The organism is Methylocystis sp., from assembly GCF_051061225.1.
In the GTDB taxonomy this organism is placed as follows: domain Bacteria; phylum Pseudomonadota; class Alphaproteobacteria; order Rhizobiales; family Beijerinckiaceae; genus Methylocystis.
On the sequence record NZ_JBPFEB010000153.1, the window covers coordinates 19,578 to 41,778 of the forward strand.

Here is a 22,201-nt window from a genome sequence, read left to right on the forward strand (position 1 = left end):
ATTTCAGCCGGCTGATGGTGACTCAGTTTTGCTCGGTCCCGCTCGCGGTTGCCTTTTTTCGCTCCCTCAACAGTGTTCTTATGTAAACTCTGACTGTATCGAATTCGGGCAAGGTAGCTGGCAATTCAGTTTTCCACCTCTTCTTACGCTCAATTTTTTCCGCGCTTACCCCTCCTTCTTTCTTTTGCGACTCGTCTTGATTTTGTTGTCTCTCCTCCTCGATTTTTTGGGAAAGTTGCGTGCCGCTCAAGTTTGGGTTCACAGCCAACCTTGCGTCGACACGCTCCTTCACCGCTTCCTGCCATCCATGTTTTTTTTCGGTGAGGGCTTCTCCGCGCTTCTGTCCCTTCATTCGCTGTGATTCACTCTTATGAAAAGCCTTTGCGCTTTCCGTCAGCGTTGCGAAGACGCCGACGTCGAATACAGCTTCCAGCAGCTCCCGAAGTTGTTCATGGCCTTCGGCTGTGCGCTCTGGATTTTCTTGTTCGGTGATAAAACCCATCGCGAAGGGTACGAAGACTTTCTTAAGCTTTTTGCGCGCGTTCTCTAGCGCTTTCTTGTCGGGGTCCTTTAATCTTCCCGATTCAAGTGCGTTGTCACAGGTTTCTTCAACCAACCAGATGAAGCGCGCTAACTCCGAGATAGGATGGAGTTTGTGCTCGGTGGTCATGTCGTCGTCCGTATCCATGATCCAGAATCCGAAAGAGAGATCGGTCTATCCTGATGCGCGCGACATCGAGGAATCCTCGCCGATCTTCTTTCGTTCGGCGACACCCATTTGAACTTGCTTTCTCGACGAGTTCAATGCCACCAATTATTCAAAGCGACACGCCCGGCGATGGGTGACGGCGCGACAGAAGCCACTTCTCAAGATCAGCTTCCATAATTCCGCGACGGCGCGCCGTGATATGGACTATGGCTGGGCCTTCGCCTTTAGCAATCAGCCTCTCAAGTGATCTGCGTGCAATGCCTATCCGCTTCGCCGCTTCGCCATAAGTTAGAACACGCATACCTAGTCCCCGGTGGCGTTGTTTGCCGGGAGGAGGTAGCGAAAGGGCCTGATGTTCACGAGGTCCCCAGCCGGCTTTCGAACTTCTGGCAGCCGGGTGACGAGGTCACTGCATTCGCAGCGACGCCTGTCGTAATGCTTTGGATTAAAACCAATAAGCTGTTTTCAATTAGAACTTGATGAGCGCCTTCACATGCTCGCCCCATGCCGCCAGCGCCGCGCGCTTCTCCTCGGCGAAATCGTGCCGCTGGTAGACGCCGACGATGCCTGCGCGGCTGCCGGAGACGTGGTTGAGGATTTGCTCCGTCACCTCAAGGCGCACGCCGAGGCGCTGAAGTCCGGTCGCCATGGTGCGGCGCAGATCGTGCAGGCGCCAATCTCTGACGCCCGAGCGCGCGTCCAAGGCCGCCTTCGCCTTCGACCACCCGCTGAACGCGCCGCGCAGGCCGGGGAAGACCAGATCGCCGGTTGGAGCGGCGGCGCGCAACAATTCCTGCGCGGGGGCCGATAGCGGCACGATGTGGGCGACGCCGTTCTTGGCCCGGCTCGCCGGGATGGTCCACGTCGAGAGGTCCTCTGAAAGCTCGGCCCAAGCCATGGCGCCCACTTCCTCGCGTCGTTGGCCGGTGAGGATGAGCATCTGGACGATGCGGCTAAAGGCGCCTGCGCCCTCGCTTGCTCGCCAGACAGCCGCGAGTTCGCCGTCCGACATGACCCGGTCCCGTTCTACGGGAGGCGGAAGCGGCAGGTTCGCGAAGGGGTTGGCCGGGACGGCGCCCCGCTTCATCGCCCAACTGTAGGCCGCCTTTCCATACGCCGCCGTTCTCGCCGCCATCGCGCCGTTGCCACGAAGCGCCATGGCGTCCAAGATTTTCACAACGTGGTTTCGGTGCAGGTCGGCGGCGGGCAATTCGAGGTGGTGGCGAAAGGCAAGGCGTAGCGCTCGCCCCGCTTCAGCGGCGTAGCGCTCACGCTTGCTGGCGAGGTGCAGCGAACGCCAGTGTTCAAGCAGAGCCTCAAGCGTTAGCGCATCACGAGCCGCTCTCTGGCGCGCTTCGGCGGTAGCTCGCTGCCGCTCGGCTGCCGGATCAATTCCTCGCGCAACATCTCCCATGATCGCGCGCACGGCGTCGCGCGCCTTCGCCAGCGAGATGGCGTTGCACGACCCAAGCGGGATGCGCCGCTTCTGACCATGGAACGTGTATTGGGCGAGAAACGTCTTGCCGCCGCTCGCTGTGACGCGCACACCGAGGCCGCGCTGCTCATCATCGAAGACCAGTATGTCGCGCTTCTCGGGCGGGCACTGCAAGCTATCAATACGTGCTAACGTGAGCTTCACTTGCAACCCCCGCGACAACTCCTGAGGACCCCCAGCGGACCCGGCGGAAGGCAGCTTTCTGGCTGCTTGTGTCATCTTAAGTCAGGAGGTAAGCACCACATCAGACATAATGCAAGGGATAGCGTCGGGTCCGCTGTATCTCCTGTCGCGTCTTGACGGGGTTGACGCGCTTACTCTTAATCAGCGGGTCCTAGGTTCGAGCCCTAGTGCGCCCACCAATCAATCAACGGATGACGTTGGTTCTTGGCCGCTGACGATCCTGAAAGACTGGCTTCATGGCGGACCCGGGGTGCGGACCATGTCGGCCGACCGCGGGCGGCTTCTCCACTTCGTTACGATCGCGCGCGCGGCGGACAAAACCGATGCAGTCGTATCTCCCCATGACGTCTTCGAGCGTGGTGGGGGAAATGAAGGCGGACTCCTCGCCGGCGACAAAGACGAAGTAGCCGCCGACTTCCCGATAGGGCCTGAAAGAGCCAAATTCAAAACGGTCGGGCTCTACCTCATCACCTTCGAGAAGCGACGCCGCAATCTTGCAAAAATGCTCGAGCGGCGCGTTCAGGCCGGAAGGCTGGATGAGATAATTGCATCGCACCAGCTCACTCTCGTTATCAACCAGAATAAGCCGCATCCGTAAGTCCTCCTCTTCTCACGAAAGACTGAGCCGGGAACGCGTCCCGTCGCGGGTGTGTTCCATGCCGGTCTCGGGGTCGCAGCTTGGCGGGCGCGGTTCAAGCCGGCTTCTCGGGCGCCGCAATTCCTCCACTCGCCTCCTCCTGCGCCCCCAATTGTTCCAGCAGCGCGACAAACTGATCTGGCAAAGGCTCATTCAGCGTGTCTTCGTAGGCGCAGCGCAGCGCGCTGGCGATCTGGCTTTGGATGACGGCCTTGTCTTCGGGCGAAGGATCGATTTTGGGCATTCGGGGGTGGTTGCCCGCGTTGTGTGTTCATCTCTAACAAAAACGCTCTCGTGGCTGATCCACGCCTTTTCACAATATCGCGTGCGTGCCTGGCGCTTGATTTTGCTGATCGGGCGCGCGTTCAGGAAGAGTCCGAGGGCGACATCGAGGCGATATCCATGCGTCGTCTCGTGAAAATGATCGTGCTCAGTCGAAATGGACGCGCTGGCTCTCGGCCTCAAAGAAATCGCCTTCTGGCACAAGCTCTGCGTCGATCGACCCGAGCAAAACCAGGGGTGGTGCGGGGACGTGGGTAAAAGCAGCGAAAACGAAGACATGCGATGCGATGACTGCCGCCGCAGCAGGCGGCGGGAAGCGCTCTGGGAGTTTGCGCGGTTCGTTCCGGCTCTGCTTCAGAAGCGGGAGTCGAGCCGAGACGCCAGCGTTTCAGCTTGGGCGTGAGAACGCGTTTTCGCGTGAACGGCAAGTCTGGGGGATGTCGAACTGCATGCGGGCAAAAATGCAGCAGCTCCCGTCGAGACCATCAACAAGACGACATGCGCGGCGACCAGTATGCGCGCGCTCGTCGGTGCGTGATTGCATCGATCGGTCGCAGCCCCTCGAAGGCTTTGATCGTGATCAGCGGCGAGCGCCTTGCCGCGAGAAAGCTTAAACAGTGCTTTTATGCCGCGCGTCACAGCTCAGCGTCGCGGGGCCGCAGGGAAGATCAGAGAGGCGCTGCATGAGCGGCGCCTCCACAGACGTCGCCTTTGGCTATGCTGGAAGCATGACCACCTTCGTCTTCACCGGCGTCCGTGAATAGAGATCGAGCATGTCCTGACTGAGAAGGCCGGTGCAGCCGCTGGTGATGCCGGAGCCGATCGTGTCGGGGTCGCTGGTGCTGTAGATCGTATAGACCGTGTAGGCGCCGTTCTTGTAGAGATAGAGCACGCGGGCGCCGAGCGGATTGTCGAGGCCTCCGGGCATGCCGCGAGCATATTGACGCGCCTCTGGCTGGCGCTGGATCATCTCCTTGGGCGGCGTCCAGACCGGCCATTCAGCCTTGCGGCCAACATAAACTTCACCGCTCCACAGGAATCCGGGGCGGCTGACATTGGCGCCGTAGCGGGTGGCGTTTCCGTCGCCTTCAATGCGGTAAACAAAGTAGTTTCGGGGATCGACGATGATCGTGCCGGGCGCTTCCCTGGTCTCGTAGCGCACGGTCTGGCGAAAGAATTTCGGATCGAGCTTGCCGATATCGACCGCCGGAATCGGGAATCTCTCGCTGGGCACAGCCGCGTAGAATTTCGCCGCCTCGGCGCGGCCCATGTCGTCGGACGTCACGCAGCCGGTAAGTCCCAGCGCGCCGAGACCGGCGGCAGAGCCGCAGAGAAACGACCTGCGGTCGAGACCGCGCGACCGTAGCCCGAGCGGGCCTCCCTCGCACCTTTCGACGGCGTCGTCCAATCGATCGCCCTTGATGAGGATTTCTGAGTATTTCATGTTCTGCTGCCCAATCAGACCAGACTGTGGCGTAAAAACGCTAAAAAGTCTTTGCTGGGGCCGAAATTGCCATCACAGGGCGCGATTGGCAAGCTCGAGGCTTCGCTGCGGTTCTGGTGATGCGCCAAATTTGGCGACCCGTCGCCACATGGAAGGTGGGCGCAGAGAGAAACGCCACCGCTCAAGATGACGCCCCGGCCGCGACTTGCGGCGGGGGCGTCGTCCGTTCAGGCGATCGCGATCATTGCGCTTGTTCGAGATGGGTCAAAGCTTCCTCGGCGTGGCCGGTGGCGGCCTCGGCGTTCTTCTTCTTGCCTTCCGCGATCGAGGCTTTCAGATGCGTGATCCCTTCTTTCGTATGCGGATTGGCTTTCGCTTTCTCCGCCGCCTCAGCATGTTTGAGGGCCGCTTTGGCGTGAGTCGTCAGCACATCGGCATGGCCTTGCTTGCCATGGTCAATCGCTTCCTTCGTGTGGCTGATCGCCTCAGCCAAATGATCTTCGGCAAACGCCAGGCGAGGCGTAAGCGCGCCAGCGACGCCAAGCGCAATGACAAGGGCGAAGGCTCTACGGTTCATTGTTCCTCTCCAACTGCTTGATTTTGAAAAGCCGCAACCTCCAAAACGATACTGTATGGACTGAAAGAGTCCATAACAAACCGCAAATCATTCGGCGCGTTTTGAGAAAAGCACGCCAAACGCAACTGCAAAATCCAGGTTTATGTGCCGGCGGCGACGATCTGATCCGTTGCGCCACTGGCGGAAACCCTCGCCTAGGCTGTGCCGGCAAACAAGGCAAGCAAGCCGACGTTGATGATGAAGCCGGCCAGCGCCAGCCCCGCCGCGAGCGGCAGGGAGTCATCCAGAACTCCCAGCGCCAGGGCCGGAACAGTCAGCCAGAGAAAAACAAGATCGAACGGCAAAAGCCCATTCCGCATGAACCCGATCGTGAGCGACCAGAACAAAGCCTGCGCCATACCGGCGGCGAGCACGATCATCCGCAGGAGCGGGAATGCCCGGCCGCTGGCCATGCATCCACGGAGGTCCTGATCGTTGGCGCGAGCCCTATCTTTTCTGACTCTCATCGAAGACCCCGCCATCGGCGTAGAATTTCTTGTGCGCAGCGCGCCATCCGCCGAATTGCTGATCAACCGTCACCAGATCGCGCTTTGGAAACGGCCCGGCTCACAGTCCTTCGAACAGCGCGGTCGAGAGATAGCGCTCGGCGAAGGACGGAATGATCACGACGATCGTCTTGCCCTCCGTTTCCGGCCGCGCGCCAATTTCCAGGGCGGCGGCAAGCGCGGCGCCGGACGAGACGCCGATGGGCGCACCCTCGAGCCGGGCGGCGAGACGCGCCGTGTCAAAGGCCGTCTGATTGCCGATAGTGACGATTTCGTCGATGACGCCGCGGTCGAGAATCGCCGGCACGAAGCCGGCGCCAACGCCCTGAATCTTGTGTGGTCCTGGCGGGCGGCCGGAGAGAACGGCGGAGTCCTCCGGCTCCACGGCGACGACGCGGAGCGAGGGGCGGCGCGGCTTCAGCGCCTGTCCTACGCCGGTGATGGTCCCGCCGGTGCCGACGCCAGCGACGAAATAGTCGATCTCGCCGTTCGTATCGTTCCAGATTTCCTCCGCCGTGGTGAGCCGGTGGATTTCCGGATTGGCCGGGTTTTCGAACTGCTGCGGAATGACGGCGTCGGGGTTCCTGGCGACGAGCTCATCAGCCTTGGCGAGCGCGCCTTTCATCCCGTGAGAGGCCGGCGTCAGCACGAGTTCGGCGCCGAGCAGCGCAAGCATCTTGCGCCGTTCGAGCGACATCGATTCCGGCATGACGAGAATGAGCCTGTATCCCCGCGCGGCGGCGACGAAGGCGAGCGCAATGCCGGTATTGCCGGAGGTCGGCTCGATCAGGACGGTGCGCCCCGGGGCGATTCGGCCTTCGGCTTCCAGCCTGTCGATCATGGCGACGCCAATGCGGTCCTTGACGCTGGAAATCGGATTGAAGAATTCAAGCTTGGCAAGGATGTGCGCTTTCACTCCTTTGGCCTGTGCGATCCGGTCGAGCCGGACCAGCGGCGTGTCGCCGATGGTCTGGGTGATGGAGTCATAGATGCGTCCGCGTCCTGGTCGGGCGGCGGGTGTAAAGCGCGCACTGTGTATCGTCATGGGTCGCGTTCCTTTCCGGGAGTCGCTTGGGTCCGCCGCCGGCGCGCTTCAGATGCCTGCGCCATGGTCGAAGAATTCGACATGCGCCTTCGCCTGGGTGATGTTGCTGCCGGGCGGCACGCTGTGGGTGAGCCACACATTGCCGCCGATCGAAGAGCCGCGTCCGATCGTGATGCGCCCGAGCACGGTCGCTCCTGCGTAGATGACGACCTCGTCCTCGATGATCGGATGGCGCGGCTTGCCTTTCTCGAGCGCTCCGTTCTCGTCGACGCTGAATCGCTTCGCGCCGAGAGTCACCGCCTGATAGAGCCGCACGTTCTTGCCGATGATTGTGGTCTCGCCGATCACGACGCCAGTCCCATGATCGATGAAGAAACCCTCGTCGATCGTAGCTCCCGGATGGATGTCGATTCCGGTCTGCGAATGCGCGATCTCCGAAATGATGCGCGCGATCATCGGCGCGCCGAGCCTGTAGAGACGATGCGCGAGACGATGGTTGATGAGGGCGAGAACGCCGGGGTAGCAGAAAATCACCTCGTCGATGCTCTTGGCGGCGGGATCGCCGAGATAGGCGGCGTTGACGTCGGCGTCGAGCAGCGCGCGAACGCGCGGCAGGCCCTGGACGAATTCCTCGGCGATCTCTGTCGCGCGCCGATCGACCGCCTCTTCCGATGCGTCCGCCACAAACAGCTTCACTTCCCGGCGAATTTGTTCGCGGATCGCGAGGAAGAGCCGATCGAGTTGCCGCGCCAGATAATGTTCCGGCGCATGAAGCTGCTCCTCTGGCGGTCCGAAATGGCGCGGATAGAGAATCGCCGCGAGGTCGGTCAGGAGTTTCGCGATGACGGAGCGGGACGGGAGCTCCGGCGGAAAGACGCCGTTTCCGTAGCGGCGCGCCCGGGAGGCTTTCCGCAGGGCCGCGAGGTCCGACACAACTCCATGAAATCGTGGGCGTTCCGGCGCCAGTGCGTCACTTTCCAGCGTCCCCGTCATCTGTTCCGACCTTCTCGTGAAAATTCCCGCGCCACAGCTTCTGGCGTATTTACTTCATAAGATAGATAGACTAAACGGACTAAATCAACCGCTATTTTGGCGCGGGGGGAATTTTCGCCGCCAGCCGTCTTTGCAAGGAGAGTGCATGACCACAGAACCGGAAGTCCGCCGGACGTTGAGCGAGGCGGCCGCGCGCCAGCTCGCCAACGCCACCAAAACGCGCCCGCAATGGTCGGGCATTACGCCGAGGTGGCTCGTTTCGTTTCTGCCGTGGGTGCCGGTCGAGGCCGGCATTTACCGGTTGAACCGCGTCAAGGAATCCTCCGCGCTGACCGACGCGGACGTGCAATGCAGCCCGGCGCGCGACCGCGACGCCGATCTGCCGGAGACCTTCGTCGATTACGAGGACGCGCCGCGCGAATATTCCATGAACGCGGTGACGACGGTGCTCGACGTGCAGACCCGCGTCTCAGACCTCTACAACCATCCTTACGATCAGATTCAGGAGCAGGTGCGTCTCCTCACCGAAAAGGTGAAGGAGAAGCAGGAGGCCGAGCTCATCAACAATGCGGAATATGGCTTTCTCGCCAATGCGCATGCGTCGATGCGGATCAAGACCCGCAAGGGGCCGCCGACGCCCGATGATCTCGACGAGCTGATTTCGAAAGTCTGGAAAGAGCCGGCGTTCTTTCTGGCGCATCCGCGCGCCATCGCAGCCTTCGGGCGCGAATGCACGCGCCGCGGCGTGCCGCCGCCAACCGTCACGCTGTTCGGTTCGCCCTTCATCACCTGGCGCGGCCTGCCGCTCGTGCCGAGCGACAAGCTCTATATCGACGAGAACGGCAAGACCAACATCCTGCTGCTGCGCACGGGCGAAAAGAAGCAGGGCGTGATCGGTCTCTTCCAGCCAGGCGTTCCTGGCGAGGTGGCGCCGAGCCTGTCGGTCCGCTTCATGGGCATCAACCGCAAGGCGATCGCCTCCTATCTCATCTCGCTCTACTGCTCGGCCGCCGTGCTGACGCATGACGCGCTCGGCGTGCTCGAGGACGTCGATGTGAGCAAATTCCACGAATATGACGACAAGCGCGTCTGACGCGCGTCGCCCTGAAGAATGCCGGCGGCGCCGCCGCCGCCGGCTTTTGTCAATCTGAGAAAGTCCGCGCCCATGTCGTCCGCCAAACCCGCCGCGCCCGCCTCCGCCGATTTGCCGCTCGACGCCGTTCCGACGCAGGACGTTGGCGATCATGCGCGGCCGGTCCTCGATCCGGATTTGATCGCACGGCTCGCCAACGCCTTCTTCCAGCAGCCGCCGGTTGCGTTGTCGCCCGCGCCGCTGCCCTTCGGCCCGCCGGCGCATACGCCGAGCCTGCCCGACGCGCCAGCGCCCTCTGTCGTCACCACGGTTGCGCCCCATGCGCCGGCGCGCGCGCCTTTCGGCCCGCCGGACATTCCGCAGACGACGATCCCCTCCGTCGTGCCGACGCCCAACATCCCGGCGCCGGCCGCGCCGACCGGCCTCCAAGCACCGACGCGCCCGCTCGGGCTCGACCAGATTCCGCAGCCCGGCGCGTCGGGCGCGAGCGGCTTTCCTGCGGAAGTGGATTACAGTCTGATTCCACGCCTCCTCGCGGGCACGCAACTCAACGAGCTGGCGCTCGTGCCCGCGAACCATTTTCCGCCGTCCACTCTCGGGCTAACGGAGACGGGCGTTCCTGGCGGCGGCGCGCCGGCGCAAGTCGATAATCTCTACTTCCTGCACGAGCGCAGCATTTCTACACCGGCGCCCATGGCCGCGCCCGCGTCCTTTGCGCCGCATACGCCGGGCGTGGCGCCGCAGCCCGAGCTCGGTCACCCGGATATTCAGGTCTCGGCTCCGAGCGCGCCTGCGTTGGCGGAGGCGACCGCGACGCCCGCGCCGGAGAGCTTTGTCATCCCGACGCCTTCCGAAGCCGATCCGCATCGCCTCTCCGACGCAGCCTCGCTCGCGACGCCGCCCGTCGGCGGCGAGCAAGTGTCGAGCGGCTTCGACAGCTTTCCCTCGCCCGGCCAGAGTGGGCCGGCTGCGAGCGACGCGTTGTATTTTGTCAGCCACAGCGGCGGCCATTCGTCCCCCGCCGCGGCGCCAGCCGCGCCCGAGGGCTATGCGCCGCAGCTTTCCGCGGGCTCGGCGCAGACGCGGGGCGTCTTCGACCCCTATCGCGTCAAGCGCGACTTCCCGATCCTCCAGCAGCAGGTGCATGGCAAACCGTTCATCTGGTTCGACAACGCCGCGACGACGCAGAAGCCGCAATCGGTGATCGACCGGCTGTCGCATTTCTACGAGTACGAGAACTCCAACATCCACCGCGCCGCCCATGCGCTCGCCGCGCGCTCGACCGACGCTTATGAAGCCGCGCGCGAGAAGGTGCGCCGCTTTCTGAAGGCGCCGAGCGTCAAGGACATCGTCTTCGTGCGCGGCGCGACGGAGGGGATCAATCTCGTCTCCCAGGCCTGGGGCCGGCGCAATGTGCGCGAGGGCGACGAGATCGTCGTCTCGCATCTCGAACATCACGCCAATATCGTGCCTTGGCAGATGCTCTGCGCCGAAAAGGGCGCGCGGCTGCGCGTCGCCCCGGTGGACGATCGCGGCCAGATCATTCTGGAAGAATATGAGAAGCTCATCAATCCACGCACGCGCATCGTCGCGGTCGCGCAGGTGTCCAATGCCCTCGGCACGGTGACGCCCGTGCATGAGATCACGTCGATCGCGCATCGCCACGGCGCCTGCGTGCTGATCGATGGCGCCCAATCCGTCTCTCACATGCCGGTCGACGTGCAGTCGATCGACTGCGACTTCTTCGTCTTTTCGGGCCACAAGGTCTTCGGCCCGACCGGCATTGGCGTGGTCTACGGTAAGGACGCGGTGCTCGAACATACGCCGCCGTGGCAGGGCGGCGGCAATATGATCGCCGACGTCACCTTCGAGAAGACGATTTACCAGGACGCGCCCGAGCGGTTCGAAGCGGGCACGGGCAATATCGCCGACGCCGTCGGCCTCGGCGCGGCGATCGACTATATCGAGAGCATTGGCATGGAGGTGATCGCGCGCTACGAGCACAATCTCCTCGTTTACGCCACTGAGAAGATGCGGCTCGTGCCGGGGCTGACCTTCATCGGCACGGCGGCCGAAAAGGCGTCTGTCCTCTCCTTCATTCTCGACGGGCACAGCCCGCCCGAGGTCGGCAAGGCGCTGGATCGCGAGGGCATCGCCGTGCGCGCCGGGCACCATTGCGCGCAGCCGATCCTGCGCCGCTTCGGCCTCGAAGCCACCGTGCGTCCCTCGCTCGCCTTCTACAATACTTGCGCCGACGTCGACACGCTGGTCGCGGCGCTCCTCAAACTGCAGGCGGGCAGAGGGCGGATTTAGGGGGCGCCATGCTGACCAAGAAAGGGAAATACGGGCTCAAGGCCATGGTGCATCTCGCCAGCGCGGAATATGGCCAGCCGGTTCCGGTGCTCGAGATCGCCGAGCGCCAGCAAATCCCCAAGAAGTTTCTGGACGGTATTCTCTGTGAGTTGCGCAACGCAGGTTTCGTGCATTCGAAGATGGGAAAGGGCGGCGGCTATCTGCTCGCCCGCCCGGCGCGAGAGATCATGATCGGCGACATCGTCCGAACGATCGACGGGCCGCTCGCGCCCGTGCCCTGCGCCAGCAAGACCCGCTATCGGCGCTGCGACGACTGCATCGACGAAAACATATGCGCCGTTCGCCGCGTCATGCAGAGGGCGCAACAGGCCCTCTCCGACGTTCTCGACAATTGCTCGCTGGAACGCATGCGGAGCCTCGCGGGCATGGACGGCCACTGGACCGTGTAGGCTCGTCGGGCCATCCCATGGTGCGCAGGAGGCGCTTCGCGACGGCGCTCGTCTCAACCCCGATTGGTCGTTTGATCAATGTCTTCGGACGGCGAGCGCGGTGCAGGAAATTCGTCGGAAAGCGGGTCAGTGGACGCCCGTCCAGCGCCATCGCCGCCCGTCGCCGCGATCATCACGAGGGATTGATTGATGGCCTGTCGGCTCCCGGAAATCAGGCTGTCTGTCTCGGATCGAAGGTCGGTCGCACGGCGCTGGAAAGCAGTCAATTCCTGCGCGCAAATATAAAGCCGTTCAAGGATCCGCGTCATGGCGCGCTCCGGTTCGCATCGTAAGCGGGAGCGCGTGGGATCTCTCGGCCGTCGACGCCTACTGAATCGGATTGCCGACGATCCTCCTTAAATGGCGCTCATGACCTCAAAAGCGAGCTTCGTGGAGATCCTCCGCGCGCACCAGACCGCGATTTGCGTTCCACAAGTGGTTCGCGTAGATTTTTCGAAGGCGCGACGAACGCCCTGGCGGCAGATGCGCCAGCAGGGAGTCCTGCATTTTCTGATTCAGGCCGCACGAGGGCGTGGTTGTAACCGTGGCTTGGATAGACCCATACTGGAGTGTGGGTGGAGCCAGAGGAGAGAAATCATGTTTCGCAAAATTGCAACCACAGTGGCGGTCATCATGGCGATCGCCCTACCTGCAACAGAAGCATTGGCGTGGTATCGCGGCGGGTATCGAGGCGGTTACGGCTATCGAGGGGGATACGCGTATCGCGGCGGCTACGGCTATCGCGGCGGCTATTATCGACCCGGCTACGGCGCCGGCGCGGTCGCGGCTGGGGCCGCATTGGGATTAGGAGCGGCGGCGGCGGGTGCGGCCGCGGCGGGGGCCTATGGCGGCAATTCATGCTACGTCTGGAACGGCTACAATTGGGTTTGGGCGTGTTGATCTGGGCCGATTGGATCCAAATCAGGAGCTGACAGGAAGCGCCCCGACCGAGGATGTATCGGCGGGGCGTCTTGCCGGTTGAGCGGCGCCGGGGGCGCAGGGGCTGCCCTCCTTCGTCATCGCTTGACCGGACCCGCGTGCATGAGGCCGGCGTCGCGCGGTCCATCAACGATCAGAACACCCTCAAGGCCTTTTTCGATTCGCGAAAGGGCGTGGTCAACCAGACTGTAATGCCCCACGCCTCTCGTCTTGAGTTCGAATGTCGCCGCGTCCCCCGGGGCGATGGAAACCGTTTGCTCATCTGCGAGCGGCGCGCCTCCACCCTTCCGCACGCGGTCGAACATTTCGCCAACAATATGAAAGGCCGAAGGGAAATTCGGACCTCCCACCCCAAAGAAAATGCGGATGGTCTCCCCCAGGCGCGCCCGCAGCGGATGTTCCCTCGCGAAGGCGACCGCGCCGTTGAAGAGAAAATAATCCGGGGCTTCCGAAATGAGCTTTTCGTAGTTCATCTCCTGCTCGCCCTGCGAGCCGAAGGGCTTGGTCGTATAGAGTTCCCCCTGCATGACGTAAAATTCCCGGTCAACCTCCGGCAACCCGCCTTCAGGCTCGACGAGCAGCAGCCCATACATGCCATTGGAGATGTGTTGGGCAATGCTTGGCGTGGCGCAATGATAGACAAAGAGACCCGGAACAACCGCCTTGAAGTTGAAGACCTTTTCCTCCCCCGGCAGGGCCTGGGTGAATTGTGATCCTCCACCCGGGCCGATCGCGCCGTGGAAATCCACCGAATGCGCGAGGATGCTGGCCGGGTCATTCTTCAGATGAATTTCGAGCGTGTCGCCGAGGCGCGCCCGGATGAACGGGCCTGGCACTTTTCCGCCGAACGTCCAGAACTGATAGGTTGTCTTTTCGTCGAGCTGGCCCTTCACTTCGATCGTCGTGAGGTTCACCCGCACAATCCTTGGCGTTCCGGCATGCACTGGCGGCGGAAGATCCGCCGGGTCACGCGATATTTCGGTCGCAAGCGGCGCCGCGCCCCTCCGTGGGCCGGGCTCGACCCTCATGACGCCCTGCATACCAGCTTCCCGATGCCCTGGAACGGCGCAGTAATAGGCAAAGACGCCAATCTTGTCGGCGATGAAGGAGATCGTGGCGCTTGCGCCCTTGCCGACGACCCGATTGGAGCGGACGCCGTAAAGATCGACGACGATGTCGTGTTCGGCGCCCTCGCCGTTAATGATGTTGATCTGCGCCCTTTCGCCCTGGTGCAGCACAAGTGGCGGGTTGACCTTGCCGTCGATGTCTCCGCCAACGCCAAGAAAAACCATCCGCCCTTCGGCAATCCCCGACCGTAGCGTAAACGTAACAGAGGTGTGGCGGGCGACAGGATTGGCGGCGTCTCCCGCCCGCACGGGCGCGACTTGCGACCAGAGCGGCAACAGCGTCATGACGAGACGGACGACGACAGCTAAGGCTTTGTTTGAATTCATCATGTGGCCTGTGGATGGCGCCGGGTCCGCCCGCTTGCGGAAATGACCGCAAATCTAGGCGCGACCCCGATGAAGAAAAGTGGCGCGAGATCCCTCGCGCTGGGACTCGAGTCTCACCGGCAGAGGCGCGGCCGACGTCGTTGTTACGCCGCGTCGACCGTGCGCCGGCCTTCGTCGCCATCCGGCGCCCGGGTCGACTCTGACGAGCTGGCGGCGTTTCAGCGCGTGGCGATCAGCTCTTGGCGCAGATGTCACGCGGCCCGCGCAAAGCGCTCGCTCGGGTAGCTTTTGGCTAAGTGCTTGAAAAAATAACATAAGATAGAAGGAGCGGACGAGGGCGCGCAACCCGCGTCAGGAAAAGTTGTGACAAAAACAGCACATAATTTCCTGAAAATGGATAACGAAACCTTTTGTCACTAGACCCGATCAAGACTGATCGGTCTATTGGGGTCATGGATGGCTGGCGCAAATGGCCGTCCGTTACATCCTGTGAAAAGACGATCTTCTAAGGGATCCTGTCATGAAAAAGCTCTCTCTTGTTGCGATTGCCACGATTCTCGCCGCTCCCGCCTTCGCCGGCGACGTCGGCGTCCAGGTTGGCCCGAACATGTCTCAGGCCAACGGCGTGAACGTCGGCAGCGTCACCAACATCGGCGTGAACAACCTCGGCGCGGTCGTGCAGAACGCCGGCTTCGTCAACGGCGGCGTCGTTCACCTCGACCACGAAGCCATCAACCAGGAGCGTGCGCGCGTCGACATCGATCCGGGCGCCTTCACGATCGGCAGCATCGTCGCCTCGGGCAACGGCGGCAACGGCGGTCACGTTGACGTGATTGCGGTGAACGCGGCTGTGGCTCTGTCCCGCAATGACGTCGACCAGCGCGGCCTCGCCGTCGCCGCCGCCATTCCGGTGGCGATCGCCGGTCAGGGCGTCGCCGCCCAGGACGCGGACGTCAACCTGATCCCGATCAACGTCGGCGTGGGCGTCGGCCGCAACGAGGCCGAGGCTGGCGCGAAGGTCGGCGCGGCGCAGGCGAACCTCGCCTCGCAGAAGTCCTTCACCGGCGCCGTCGCTGCTCAGGACGGCGTTGGCAACCGCATCGACGCCAATGGCGGCAATGGCGCGGCGTTCATCGTCACGATCGGCTCGAACAACACCCACATCGACAACACCTCGGTCTCCAAGATCGATCTCAGCTCGAAGATCAACATCGCCGACAAGGGTGGCGTCGCTGGCGGCACGCTGGTCAAGGATTCGCACAATTCGCTCTCCTTCACCAACGTCGACGTGACCAAGATCAACGACTCCTTCAACGGCAACGCCATTGCGGTCGATGACTCCTTCGCCGGCGCGCTGACCGCCAACGGCAACAAGGTCGGCCACTGATCGAAAACGCGGGGTCGCCGTTTCGCTTCACTGGCGGAATGGCGCCCCCTTCGACGGTATGCGGTGGGGAGCTTGTCGGTGGGGCATCAGAGCATCGTCTTGCTGGGAAGAGTGGAGATCGCCGCGAAGGCCTGAAGAGACCCCCCTGGCTTTCCGGATCACGCGCGCAAGCGCCCCGCCGCCGTATTCCGAAACTCAGGATCCTGAGTGTGTAAGAGTGGAAACCCCCAGCTGCGCCGCTGGGGGTTTCTTGTTTCACCGTCCGCATAAATTGCTCACAAGCGTCCAAAGGCGAGGCGGCTCGTCGCTGCGCCAGCAAGTTCTGATGCCGACCTGCGCGATCAACTCCGACTCCCCGGCGCTAGATTTGTCGACGGCGCAGGTCGAGCATCTTCAGAAGCGGGCTCGGGAATTGCCGCCTCCTCGTCACGGCGTAGAATGCCTCTTTGATTTTCGGGAAGGTCCAATGTTCCTTGAGGGTTCCGTTCGCCAATTCGTCAAGCACGACGACGGGCGGCACGAGAACAAGGCAGAATCCCTCACGCGCAATCAACCGCAGCATCGCCATGTCGTCGATCTCGGCCACGAATGCCGGGCGGACCCCTTCAGCCTCGAGCAGCTCGTCGAAAGCATTCCGAATCCCGCTGCCACGATTGGGCGCCGCGACCCCTATGCTGGCCAGATCTTGAGGAAACCGGAATTTCCGCCGCTTTAGCCCCGGCGCCCCGATGAGGCTCACAGATTGCTCGGCGATCAGCGTGCTCTGCCAGTCTTCGTCCTGATCCTGCATCGCCGGCTGGTTGGCGAGAACAATATCCAGCCTGTGGTCACGAAGCCTGGACAGCAGTTCGAGAAAGGTTCCCGACTGAATGATGACCTCCACGTCGGCGCGTCCGAACAAGGGTCGCAGCAGTTCGATCTGGAAGTTGCGGGAAAGGGTGGAGACGGCCCCAACGCGCAGCGTCTGGCGCGCGTCTGGCCGCAGCCCTTCCAATGTGCTGACGAACTCGTCTCCCAGTTTGAAAAGCGCATCGGCATAGCCCAGCGCAATGCGACCCGCCTCCGTGAGTTGCAGAGAACGCCCATGACGCTCGAACAAGGCTTGGCCCAGTTGCTCCTCCAGGGTCTTGAGCTGAATGGACAATGAGGAGGGCGAAACGTTCAGGCGGCGCGCCGCGCGCGTGAGGCTTCCCTCATTCGCGATCATCCAGAAATAGCGCAAATGATGATAGTTCAGAACGGCCATGCGGCTGTTCTATTTTATAGAACAGAAATTTTCAATATTTGAATTTTGCAAATAAAGCAGCCCGCCCTAGTCTCTGTCTCCATCGACACCCGGAGACTTCGCATGCACTCTCTTGCCTGGTCGGCCCTCCTTGCCCCGGCCGCACTTGTCGCCGTCAGCCTGACGCCGAGCGGCGCCGCAAATGCTTCTCCTCGCGCCATGGCCGCCGCAGGTCTGAGCGCTGGCGTCGTGGCCTTTCTCGTAACGCTCGGCGTTGACGCCGCGGTGATTCTCCATGGGCCCTTCCAGACCGGCGCGGTCGGCGGCGCAGGGGTCGGCGTCGGCCTTTACTTCGACGCGCTCTCCGCCGCCATGGCGACGCTCGTCTCCTTCATCGGCGTGATCGTCCTGCTCTACAGCCGCAACTATCTGGACGGCGATCCCCGGCAGGGACTCTTTTTCAAGAGGCTGTCCTTTACGCTCGCCGCTGTGCTGAGCCTCATTGGCGCCGGCAATCTCGCCTTCCTGATCTTTGCCTGGATTGCGACCAGCGCCGGTCTCAACTCCTTGCTGCTGTTCTATCCCGAGCGCCCCGCCGCACAACTCGCCGCGAAAAAGAAGTTTGTCGCGAGCCGGCTCGGCGATCTCTGCCTGATCGCGGCCGCGGCCAGTCTCTGGTCGAGTTTCGGCACGCTTTCCTTTCCCGAGCTGTTTGCAGCCGGCCGGTCGGCCGCCTCTGCGGGCCAGACAGACTCTCTGACCTTCCCGGCGATGCTGATCGTTCTCGCTGCGCTTCTGAAGTCCGCGCAGCTTCCCTTCCACGGCTGGCTTGTGGAAGTGATGGAGACGCCGACTCCGGTCTCCGCGCTGCTCCATGCGGGCGTGATCAATGCGGGCGGCTTCCTCGTGCTGCGTCTCGCGGATGTTGTCGCGCCTTCGGAAGGCGCGCTGCACATGCTCTCCCTGGTCGGAGGCGCGACGGCGCTCTTTGGCTCCATCGTCATGCTGACCCAGACCTCGATCAAGGCCTGTCTCGCCTATTCGACGATCGCCCAGATGGGTTTCATGATGCTCGAATGCGGCCTTGGCGCCTTCGCGGCGGCCCTGCTGCACATCCTCGCCCACTCGCTCTACAAGGCGCATGCCTTTCTGAGCTCCGGCAGCATCATCGACCTCGCGCGCGCCTCCTGGACGCCGAGCCCCGGCGGCCAGCCGCATCCGGCCCGCTTCGCGCTGGCGCTCGCCGCGTCCCTGCCGATGGCCTTCGCGGTGGGCGGCATGTTCCACGCAGGCGTCATCGACAATCCGGGGGCGGCGACGCTCGCAACCATCCTCCTCATGAGCCTCGCGCATCTCATTGCGAATGCGCTCGACGAACGCACCAAGGCCTATGTGCTCGGCAAGGCGCTCGCGATGTCCGCCATCGTCGCAGTCGTCTTCTTCACGCTGCATGCGACCGTCGAGCGGCTCTTCGCATCGAGCCTGCCGACCGCCGCCCCGTTGCGTGGTCCGGAGGACCTTGCGCTGGTACTCGTCATCATTGGTTCCTTTGGCGCCGTGATCCTGTTCCAAAGCGTCATGGCGCGCCATGCGACCTCCCCCTTCTGGCAGGCCGTCTACGTCCATCTCTCGCAGGGGCTCTATCTCAACACGCTCGCCAATCGCGCCATGCTCCGCATCTGGCCGCATCGCTCAGCATCCTCCTCGCTTTGATTGCATGATGAAGGACTCGAAAATGAACGCTCACGTGCAGCTTCGCTCGAATTCCTCTGGCTTCCCGGCTACCCTCGAACGGCAGGAGATCGCGGACGCCATAAAGAACGCCTGCGGGCGCATCGCTCCGCTGTGGCCCCTGAAACACTTCGTCGCGGTGAATCCATTCCTGGGCTTTTCCGGGCAGCCCTTCGCCGCGACGGCCGCCGCGTTGAAGCGCGTCGCCAAAGTCGACATGTTGATGCCGCGCGGATTTTATCGCACGGCCCTCGCGAACGGCGAAATCGACGACGCTGCGCTCGAAGAAGCGCTTACGCGGGCGCCTCTGGAGATGAATCGGCCGGCTGATGTCGCGGCGCTGAAGCGCGCCGTCGCACGGGACTCAACGGTGAAGGGCGTTCCCCCCGCCGCCGTCTCCACTGTCGCGGAGGTTCTTGACGCGCTCTCGGACGGTGATCGGCAGGCCTCGCTCGTCGGCTTCATGATCGAGGAGATCTCGAAGTGGTGCGCGGCCTATTTCGACGAGGGGCAGGCGAGCTGGCGCATGCCGCAGCGCGCTCTGGCGCCCTATGCGGCGTGGCGCCGGACAGCACGCTATGATTTGAGCGCGGAGGCGATGGGCGTGGCGCGCTTTCGGGAGACCGTCCTTTCGCTCCCCGAAGATCCTGTTGAAACAATCGACGTTGTCATCGCAAGGCTGGGCATCCCCGCGAGCGCCGTTGAGGACTATTTGCTGCGGACCCTCCTCGATATCGGGGGCTGGGCGGCTTATGCGCGTTATCTTGTCTGGAACGCCGAGCTGAACGGCGAGACAAATGACACGCTGATCCAGCTCCTCGCGATCCGGGTCGCCTATGGCTACGGCCTCTTCGAGGCGCGCACCGACATGGCGTTCCGGAGCGCGTGGCGTGAGGCTATGGCCACGGCGGCGTTGACGCCGCTCGATCATCGCCTCAACGACGATCCCGATCTCAGGATCGATCTCATCCTCCATGAAGCCTATGAGATCGTGTTTCAGAAAAAGCTCTATGGGCGCTTGTCGTCCCACGTCGGCGCCTCGCGGGGGCGGACCGGCGCCGCGCGGCCGGCCGCGCAGGCGGCCTTCTGCATCGATGTGCGCTCGGAAGTCTTCCGGCGGTCGCTCGAAACGGTTTGGCCGCAGGCGCAGACCGTCGGCTTCGCCGGCTTCTTTGGCTTCCCCATCGAATATGTGCCGATCGGCCATGTGCGCGGCGGCGCCCAGTGCCCCGTATTGCTCAAACCCGCCTTCACCATCTGCGAGGCCGTCGAGGACGTTTCCTCTGCGGAAGAGACGCGAATCCTCGACCTTCGGCAGCTGCGCCGGCGCGCCGCCAAAGCCTGGAAGGCATTCAAGCTCTCGGCGGTCTCATCTTTCGCCTATGTCGAGACGGCGGGTCTGGGCTTTGCGTTGAAAATCGTCTCCGACAGTCTCGCCCTCACCCGCACGGTTCCAGACCCCAATCTCGATGGGCTGGACGCGGACATCATCGGCCGTGTCGGTCCTCGGCTCGATGCGCGCCCCTTCGGCGGGAGGGCGACGGGTCTGACAGCCGACCAGCGTCTGGCGATGGCGGAGGCCGTGTTGAAAGCCATGTCGATGACCGATGGCTTCGCGCGCCTCGTTCTTCTCGCGGGACATGGCTCCACGACGGTGAACAATCCACATGGCTCGGGCCTGGATTGCGGCGCCTGCGGCGGCCATACCGGCGAAGCCAATGCGCGCGTCGCGGCCGCGGTTTTGAATGACCCGGACGTCCACGTCGGCCTGCGCGGCAAGGGCATTGTCATCCCGGAAGACACATGGTTCCTCGCCGCGCTGCATGACACGACGACGGACGAAGTCAGGATCTTCGACGAAGCCGCAGCGCCCGCCTCTCATCGCGCGGAAATCGCGACGCTGAAGAAACGCCTCGCCGCAGCGGGGGATCTTGCGCGCCTCGAACGCGCGGCCTTGCTCGGAATCGAGAAGGGCTCCGGGACGAGCCGGAAAGTTCTGGCGCGCAGCCGGGATTGGTCGCAGGTGCGGCCTGAATGGGGACTCGCCGGAAACGCCGCCTTCATTGCGGCGCCCCGCGCCCGCACGGCGGGGCTTGACCTCGGCGGCCGCGCATTCCTCCACAGTTATGAGCCTGAGAAAGACGAGGGCTTCCGCGTGCTCGAACTGATCATGACGGCGCCGATGGTGGTCGCAAGCTGGATCAATCTGCAGTATTTCGGCTCAACGACAAACAATAGGGTCTTTGGCAGCGGCAACAAGACGCTGCACAATGTCGTGGGGCAGATCGGCGTGCTCGAGGGCAACGGTGGGGATCTGCGCACGGGCTTGCCGCTGCAGTCGGTTCATGACGGGAAGCGTTTCGTGCATGAGCCGCTACGCCTCAATGTCTTTATCGAGGCGCCCGAGACCGCCATGGAGGATGTGCTCCGCAAGAACGAGAGCGTGCGCGCGCTCGTCGAGAATGGCTGGCTGCATCTCCACGCGCTACAGAGCGACGGCCGCATCCGCCGGTTCGTGGCGCTGGGCGATTGGCGCGACGTCGCCACGCCGCCCGGCCACCTCAAGCGACATGAAGGAGCGCCAGCCCTGTGACGGGCGGCGCGCGGCGATCGGCGCGATGCACGCGCGAAAGAGCGAGTGATCGCGCCTGTCCTTTCTCGTTGCCCTGGATATGGCTGGCGGAATGAGCGGTCTGAAAAGCGACAACAGATTTGTCGCCTGCTCAAGCATATGAGTGGTGAGAGAGAGCGCCTCTGCGTGACGCTCTCTTGAAGGTCCGAACCTGAATTATCGGTTGGCGTCCGCTGTTCCGTCGCTTGCAGACTGGTTCGCTGACGATTTGTCGCCAGCCGAGCCGACCGTAAACATCGCAACCGAATTCGGTCCGATCACCATAGTGACAGGGTCGCCATCTCTATCCTTGGCGGTGACGATGAATCCTTCAGGCACAACCTTGATGTCGGTGAAGCCCTGATCCTTCAGCTTTTTCTGGATCCGCATTGGCAGGGGCTGTTGTGTGGCCCCCGTATTTCCCTGGCTCGGCATGTTGGACGAGGGCCCAGTGTTGGTCTGCGCGAATGCCGACCCGCATAACATGACAGTGGCCACGAACGCTGCGATGCGAAACATTTCCGTGGCTCATCCGGACGCCCTGCCGCGAAACCGGCGGCCAATCCGGTTGTGCCAAGCCCGTCCACCCGGATTGAGTCGATGCTCCCATTGGCGTCGCGCACAAGAATCCGGGCCGCCCTGGCCCGCTTTCTCCCGGAAGCAATGTCGCCCGGCCAAGCGAGTCGCGCACGTAGAGCTTCTTGATGAGCACAAAGAGGGAAACGGTGATCGGCGCGGCGAAGATCGTTCCCGCCAGGCCGAAAAGCGACCCAATCGCTGCGATTCCGAACAGTATCACTGCGGGTGGGATATAAACCATCTGTCTTTGAATCAGAGGCGTGAGAAGATGCCCTTCAGTCTGATGGATCAGCAGATACGCTCCGAGCGTCCAGGCCATCGCCGGAGCCCCTAGTGTCCTGTCTCTCAAATATCGACTATTATCGAGTTGCAATGGATTTGCATGATGGAGGGCTGCCATGGCGCGGCCAATCAAGCGGCTCGAGACGGAGCCCGCGGTAGCGGAAGAGTTACGGCGTCGGTTGCGTTCGC

At 62.8% G+C, this 22,201-nt stretch carries 21 protein-coding genes, 1 tRNA gene and 1 pseudogene; 9 read left to right on the forward strand and 14 right to left on the reverse strand.

The window, feature by feature from the left end; translation table 11 throughout:
- Positions 1–22: 22 nt before the first annotated feature.
- The 3 genes from ACR652_RS26765 to ACR652_RS26775 form a co-directional block, all read right to left on the reverse strand.
- The gene (locus tag ACR652_RS26765; RefSeq protein WP_434509525.1) at positions 23–688 is read right to left on the reverse strand and encodes a hypothetical protein; all 666 of its coding nucleotides are present in this window, start codon (positions 686–688) and stop codon (positions 23–25) included.
- Between the two features lie 130 nt (positions 689–818).
- Positions 819–1,010, reverse strand: coding sequence for a helix-turn-helix transcriptional regulator (locus ACR652_RS26770; protein WP_434509526.1), 192 nt, complete (start codon positions 1,008–1,010; stop codon positions 819–821).
- Between the two features lie 168 nt (positions 1,011–1,178).
- Positions 1,179–2,348, reverse strand: a complete 1,170-nt coding sequence (locus tag ACR652_RS26775) for a tyrosine-type recombinase/integrase (protein ID WP_434509527.1) — start codon at positions 2,346–2,348, stop codon at positions 1,179–1,181.
- Positions 2,349–2,463: 115 nt separating this feature from the next.
- Between ACR652_RS26775 and ACR652_RS26780 the strand changes: the two genes are divergently transcribed.
- Positions 2,464–2,566, forward strand: a tRNA-Lys gene (locus ACR652_RS26780).
- Between the two features lie 80 nt (positions 2,567–2,646).
- Positions 2,647–2,985, forward strand: a complete 339-nt coding sequence (locus ACR652_RS26785) for a hypothetical protein (protein ID WP_434509528.1) — start codon at positions 2,647–2,649, stop codon at positions 2,983–2,985.
- A gap of 94 nt (positions 2,986–3,079) precedes the next feature.
- Here the strand turns inward: ACR652_RS26785 and ACR652_RS26790 are convergent, their stop codons facing one another.
- From ACR652_RS26790 to epsC, 6 genes are all read right to left on the reverse strand, one after another.
- Positions 3,080–3,268, reverse strand: a complete 189-nt coding sequence (locus ACR652_RS26790; protein WP_434509529.1) for a NepR family anti-sigma factor — start codon at positions 3,266–3,268, stop codon at positions 3,080–3,082.
- A gap of 753 nt (positions 3,269–4,021) precedes the next feature.
- On the reverse strand, positions 4,022–4,750 hold the full coding sequence (locus ACR652_RS26795) for a L,D-transpeptidase (RefSeq protein WP_434509530.1): 729 nt from the start codon (positions 4,748–4,750) through the stop codon (positions 4,022–4,024).
- A 241-nt stretch (positions 4,751–4,991) separates the two neighbouring features.
- Complete coding sequence (smbP, locus tag ACR652_RS26800; RefSeq protein ID WP_434509532.1) at positions 4,992–5,327, reverse strand: small metal-binding protein SmbP; 336 nt, start codon at positions 5,325–5,327, stop codon at positions 4,992–4,994.
- Positions 5,328–5,521: 194 nt separating this feature from the next.
- Positions 5,522–5,779, reverse strand: coding sequence for a hypothetical protein (locus tag ACR652_RS26805; protein ID WP_434509533.1), 258 nt, complete (start codon positions 5,777–5,779; stop codon positions 5,522–5,524).
- A gap of 154 nt (positions 5,780–5,933) precedes the next feature.
- Positions 5,934–6,917 (reverse strand): cysteine synthase A, encoded by a 984-nt coding sequence (gene cysK / locus ACR652_RS26810; protein WP_434509534.1) that lies wholly within the window; start codon positions 6,915–6,917, stop codon positions 5,934–5,936.
- A 48-nt stretch (positions 6,918–6,965) separates the two neighbouring features.
- Positions 6,966–7,910 (reverse strand): serine O-acetyltransferase EpsC, encoded by a 945-nt coding sequence (epsC, locus tag ACR652_RS26815; RefSeq protein WP_434509535.1) that lies wholly within the window; start codon positions 7,908–7,910, stop codon positions 6,966–6,968.
- A 145-nt stretch (positions 7,911–8,055) separates the two neighbouring features.
- On the opposite strand from epsC, the gene ACR652_RS26820 reads away from it, so the two are divergent.
- The 3 genes from ACR652_RS26820 to ACR652_RS26830 all read left to right on the forward strand — a co-directional run bounded on the left by ACR652_RS26820 (position 8,056) and on the right by ACR652_RS26830 (position 11,765).
- Positions 8,056–9,003: a family 2A encapsulin nanocompartment shell protein gene (locus ACR652_RS26820; protein ID WP_434509536.1), complete on the forward strand. Its 948-nt coding sequence runs from the start codon at positions 8,056–8,058 to the stop codon at positions 9,001–9,003.
- A gap of 72 nt (positions 9,004–9,075) precedes the next feature.
- On the forward strand, positions 9,076–11,316 hold the full coding sequence (locus ACR652_RS26825) for a family 2A encapsulin nanocompartment cargo protein cysteine desulfurase (protein ID WP_434509537.1): 2,241 nt from the start codon (positions 9,076–9,078) through the stop codon (positions 11,314–11,316).
- An 8-nt stretch (positions 11,317–11,324) separates the two neighbouring features.
- Positions 11,325–11,765: an RrF2 family transcriptional regulator gene (locus ACR652_RS26830; protein ID WP_434509538.1), complete on the forward strand. Its 441-nt coding sequence runs from the start codon at positions 11,325–11,327 to the stop codon at positions 11,763–11,765.
- 53 nt (positions 11,766–11,818) lie between these two features.
- Here the strand turns inward: ACR652_RS26830 and ACR652_RS26835 are convergent, their stop codons facing one another.
- Complete coding sequence (locus tag ACR652_RS26835; protein WP_434509539.1) at positions 11,819–12,073, reverse strand: hypothetical protein; 255 nt, start codon at positions 12,071–12,073, stop codon at positions 11,819–11,821.
- A 328-nt stretch (positions 12,074–12,401) separates the two neighbouring features.
- Between ACR652_RS26835 and ACR652_RS26840 the strand changes: the two genes are divergently transcribed.
- Positions 12,402–12,704, forward strand: coding sequence for a hypothetical protein (locus tag ACR652_RS26840; protein WP_434509540.1), 303 nt, complete (start codon positions 12,402–12,404; stop codon positions 12,702–12,704).
- Between the two features lie 116 nt (positions 12,705–12,820).
- On the opposite strand, the gene ACR652_RS26845 is transcribed toward ACR652_RS26840, so the two are convergent.
- Positions 12,821–14,200: a multicopper oxidase domain-containing protein gene (locus ACR652_RS26845; protein WP_434509541.1), complete on the reverse strand. Its 1,380-nt coding sequence runs from the start codon at positions 14,198–14,200 to the stop codon at positions 12,821–12,823.
- A gap of 517 nt (positions 14,201–14,717) precedes the next feature.
- Here ACR652_RS26845 and ACR652_RS26850 point away from each other — a divergent pair.
- Complete coding sequence (locus tag ACR652_RS26850; RefSeq protein ID WP_434509542.1) at positions 14,718–15,584, forward strand: hypothetical protein; 867 nt, start codon at positions 14,718–14,720, stop codon at positions 15,582–15,584.
- Between the two features lie 361 nt (positions 15,585–15,945).
- Here the strand turns inward: ACR652_RS26850 and ACR652_RS26855 are convergent, their stop codons facing one another.
- A complete protein-coding gene (locus ACR652_RS26855; RefSeq protein WP_434509543.1) occupies positions 15,946–16,830 on the reverse strand; it encodes a LysR family transcriptional regulator in 885 nt (294 codons plus the stop codon).
- A gap of 102 nt (positions 16,831–16,932) precedes the next feature.
- On the opposite strand from ACR652_RS26855, the gene ACR652_RS26860 reads away from it, so the two are divergent.
- Both ACR652_RS26860 and ACR652_RS26865 read left to right on the forward strand, forming a co-directional pair.
- Entirely contained in the window at positions 16,933–18,522 is a 1,590-nt protein-coding gene (locus ACR652_RS26860) for an NADH-quinone oxidoreductase subunit L (RefSeq protein ID WP_434509544.1), read from the forward strand.
- 22 nt (positions 18,523–18,544) lie between these two features.
- Positions 18,545–21,133 carry a YbcC family protein gene (locus ACR652_RS26865; RefSeq protein ID WP_434509545.1) on the forward strand — a complete coding sequence of 863 codons (2,589 nt, stop codon included), beginning with the start codon at positions 18,545–18,547 and terminating at the stop codon, positions 21,131–21,133.
- Between the two features lie 195 nt (positions 21,134–21,328).
- On the opposite strand, the gene ACR652_RS26870 is transcribed toward ACR652_RS26865, so the two are convergent.
- Both ACR652_RS26870 and ACR652_RS26875 read right to left on the reverse strand, forming a co-directional pair.
- Entirely contained in the window at positions 21,329–21,670 is a 342-nt protein-coding gene (locus tag ACR652_RS26870) for a hypothetical protein (protein ID WP_434509547.1), read from the reverse strand.
- Between the two features lie 190 nt (positions 21,671–21,860).
- Positions 21,861–22,130: pseudogene (locus ACR652_RS26875) on the reverse strand (AI-2E family transporter); the annotation flags it as partial.
- Positions 22,131–22,201 lie beyond the last annotated feature (71 nt).

What these genes read in the sequence shown, in the direction of transcription:
- ACR652_RS26840 (WP_434509540.1), top strand. Translation starts at nt 12,402, where the DNA reads ATGTTTCGCAAAATTGCAACCACAGTGGCGGTCATCATGGCGATCGCC.
- ACR652_RS26850 (WP_434509542.1), top strand. Translation starts at nt 14,718, where the DNA reads ATGAAAAAGCTCTCTCTTGTTGCGATTGCCACGATTCTCGCCGCTCCC.
- ACR652_RS26825 (WP_434509537.1), top strand. Translation starts at nt 9,076, where the DNA reads ATGTCGTCCGCCAAACCCGCCGCGCCCGCCTCCGCCGATTTGCCGCTC.
- ACR652_RS26765 (WP_434509525.1), bottom strand. Translation starts at nt 688, where the DNA reads ATGGATACGGACGACGACATGACCACCGAGCACAAACTCCATCCTATC.
- ACR652_RS26820 (WP_434509536.1), top strand. Translation starts at nt 8,056, where the DNA reads ATGACCACAGAACCGGAAGTCCGCCGGACGTTGAGCGAGGCGGCCGCG.
- ACR652_RS26855 (WP_434509543.1), bottom strand. Translation starts at nt 16,830, where the DNA reads ATGGCCGTTCTGAACTATCATCATTTGCGCTATTTCTGGATGATCGCG.
- ACR652_RS26830 (WP_434509538.1), top strand. Translation starts at nt 11,325, where the DNA reads ATGCTGACCAAGAAAGGGAAATACGGGCTCAAGGCCATGGTGCATCTC.
- smbP (WP_434509532.1), bottom strand. Translation starts at nt 5,327, where the DNA reads ATGAACCGTAGAGCCTTCGCCCTTGTCATTGCGCTTGGCGTCGCTGGC.
- ACR652_RS26770 (WP_434509526.1), bottom strand. Translation starts at nt 1,010, where the DNA reads ATGCGTGTTCTAACTTATGGCGAAGCGGCGAAGCGGATAGGCATTGCA.
- ACR652_RS26785 (WP_434509528.1), top strand. Translation starts at nt 2,647, where the DNA reads ATGTCGGCCGACCGCGGGCGGCTTCTCCACTTCGTTACGATCGCGCGC.
- ACR652_RS26790 (WP_434509529.1), bottom strand. Translation starts at nt 3,268, where the DNA reads ATGCCCAAAATCGATCCTTCGCCCGAAGACAAGGCCGTCATCCAAAGC.
- ACR652_RS26805 (WP_434509533.1), bottom strand. Translation starts at nt 5,779, where the DNA reads ATGGCCAGCGGCCGGGCATTCCCGCTCCTGCGGATGATCGTGCTCGCC.
- ACR652_RS26865 (WP_434509545.1), top strand. Translation starts at nt 18,545, where the DNA reads ATGAACGCTCACGTGCAGCTTCGCTCGAATTCCTCTGGCTTCCCGGCT.
- cysK (WP_434509534.1), bottom strand. Translation starts at nt 6,917, where the DNA reads ATGACGATACACAGTGCGCGCTTTACACCCGCCGCCCGACCAGGACGC.
- ACR652_RS26795 (WP_434509530.1), bottom strand. Translation starts at nt 4,750, where the DNA reads ATGAAATACTCAGAAATCCTCATCAAGGGCGATCGATTGGACGACGCC.
- ACR652_RS26835 (WP_434509539.1), bottom strand. Translation starts at nt 12,073, where the DNA reads ATGACGCGGATCCTTGAACGGCTTTATATTTGCGCGCAGGAATTGACT.
- ACR652_RS26845 (WP_434509541.1), bottom strand. Translation starts at nt 14,200, where the DNA reads ATGATGAATTCAAACAAAGCCTTAGCTGTCGTCGTCCGTCTCGTCATG.
- epsC (WP_434509535.1), bottom strand. Translation starts at nt 7,910, where the DNA reads ATGACGGGGACGCTGGAAAGTGACGCACTGGCGCCGGAACGCCCACGA.
- ACR652_RS26860 (WP_434509544.1), top strand. Translation starts at nt 16,933, where the DNA reads ATGCACTCTCTTGCCTGGTCGGCCCTCCTTGCCCCGGCCGCACTTGTC.
- ACR652_RS26870 (WP_434509547.1), bottom strand. Translation starts at nt 21,670, where the DNA reads ATGTTTCGCATCGCAGCGTTCGTGGCCACTGTCATGTTATGCGGGTCG.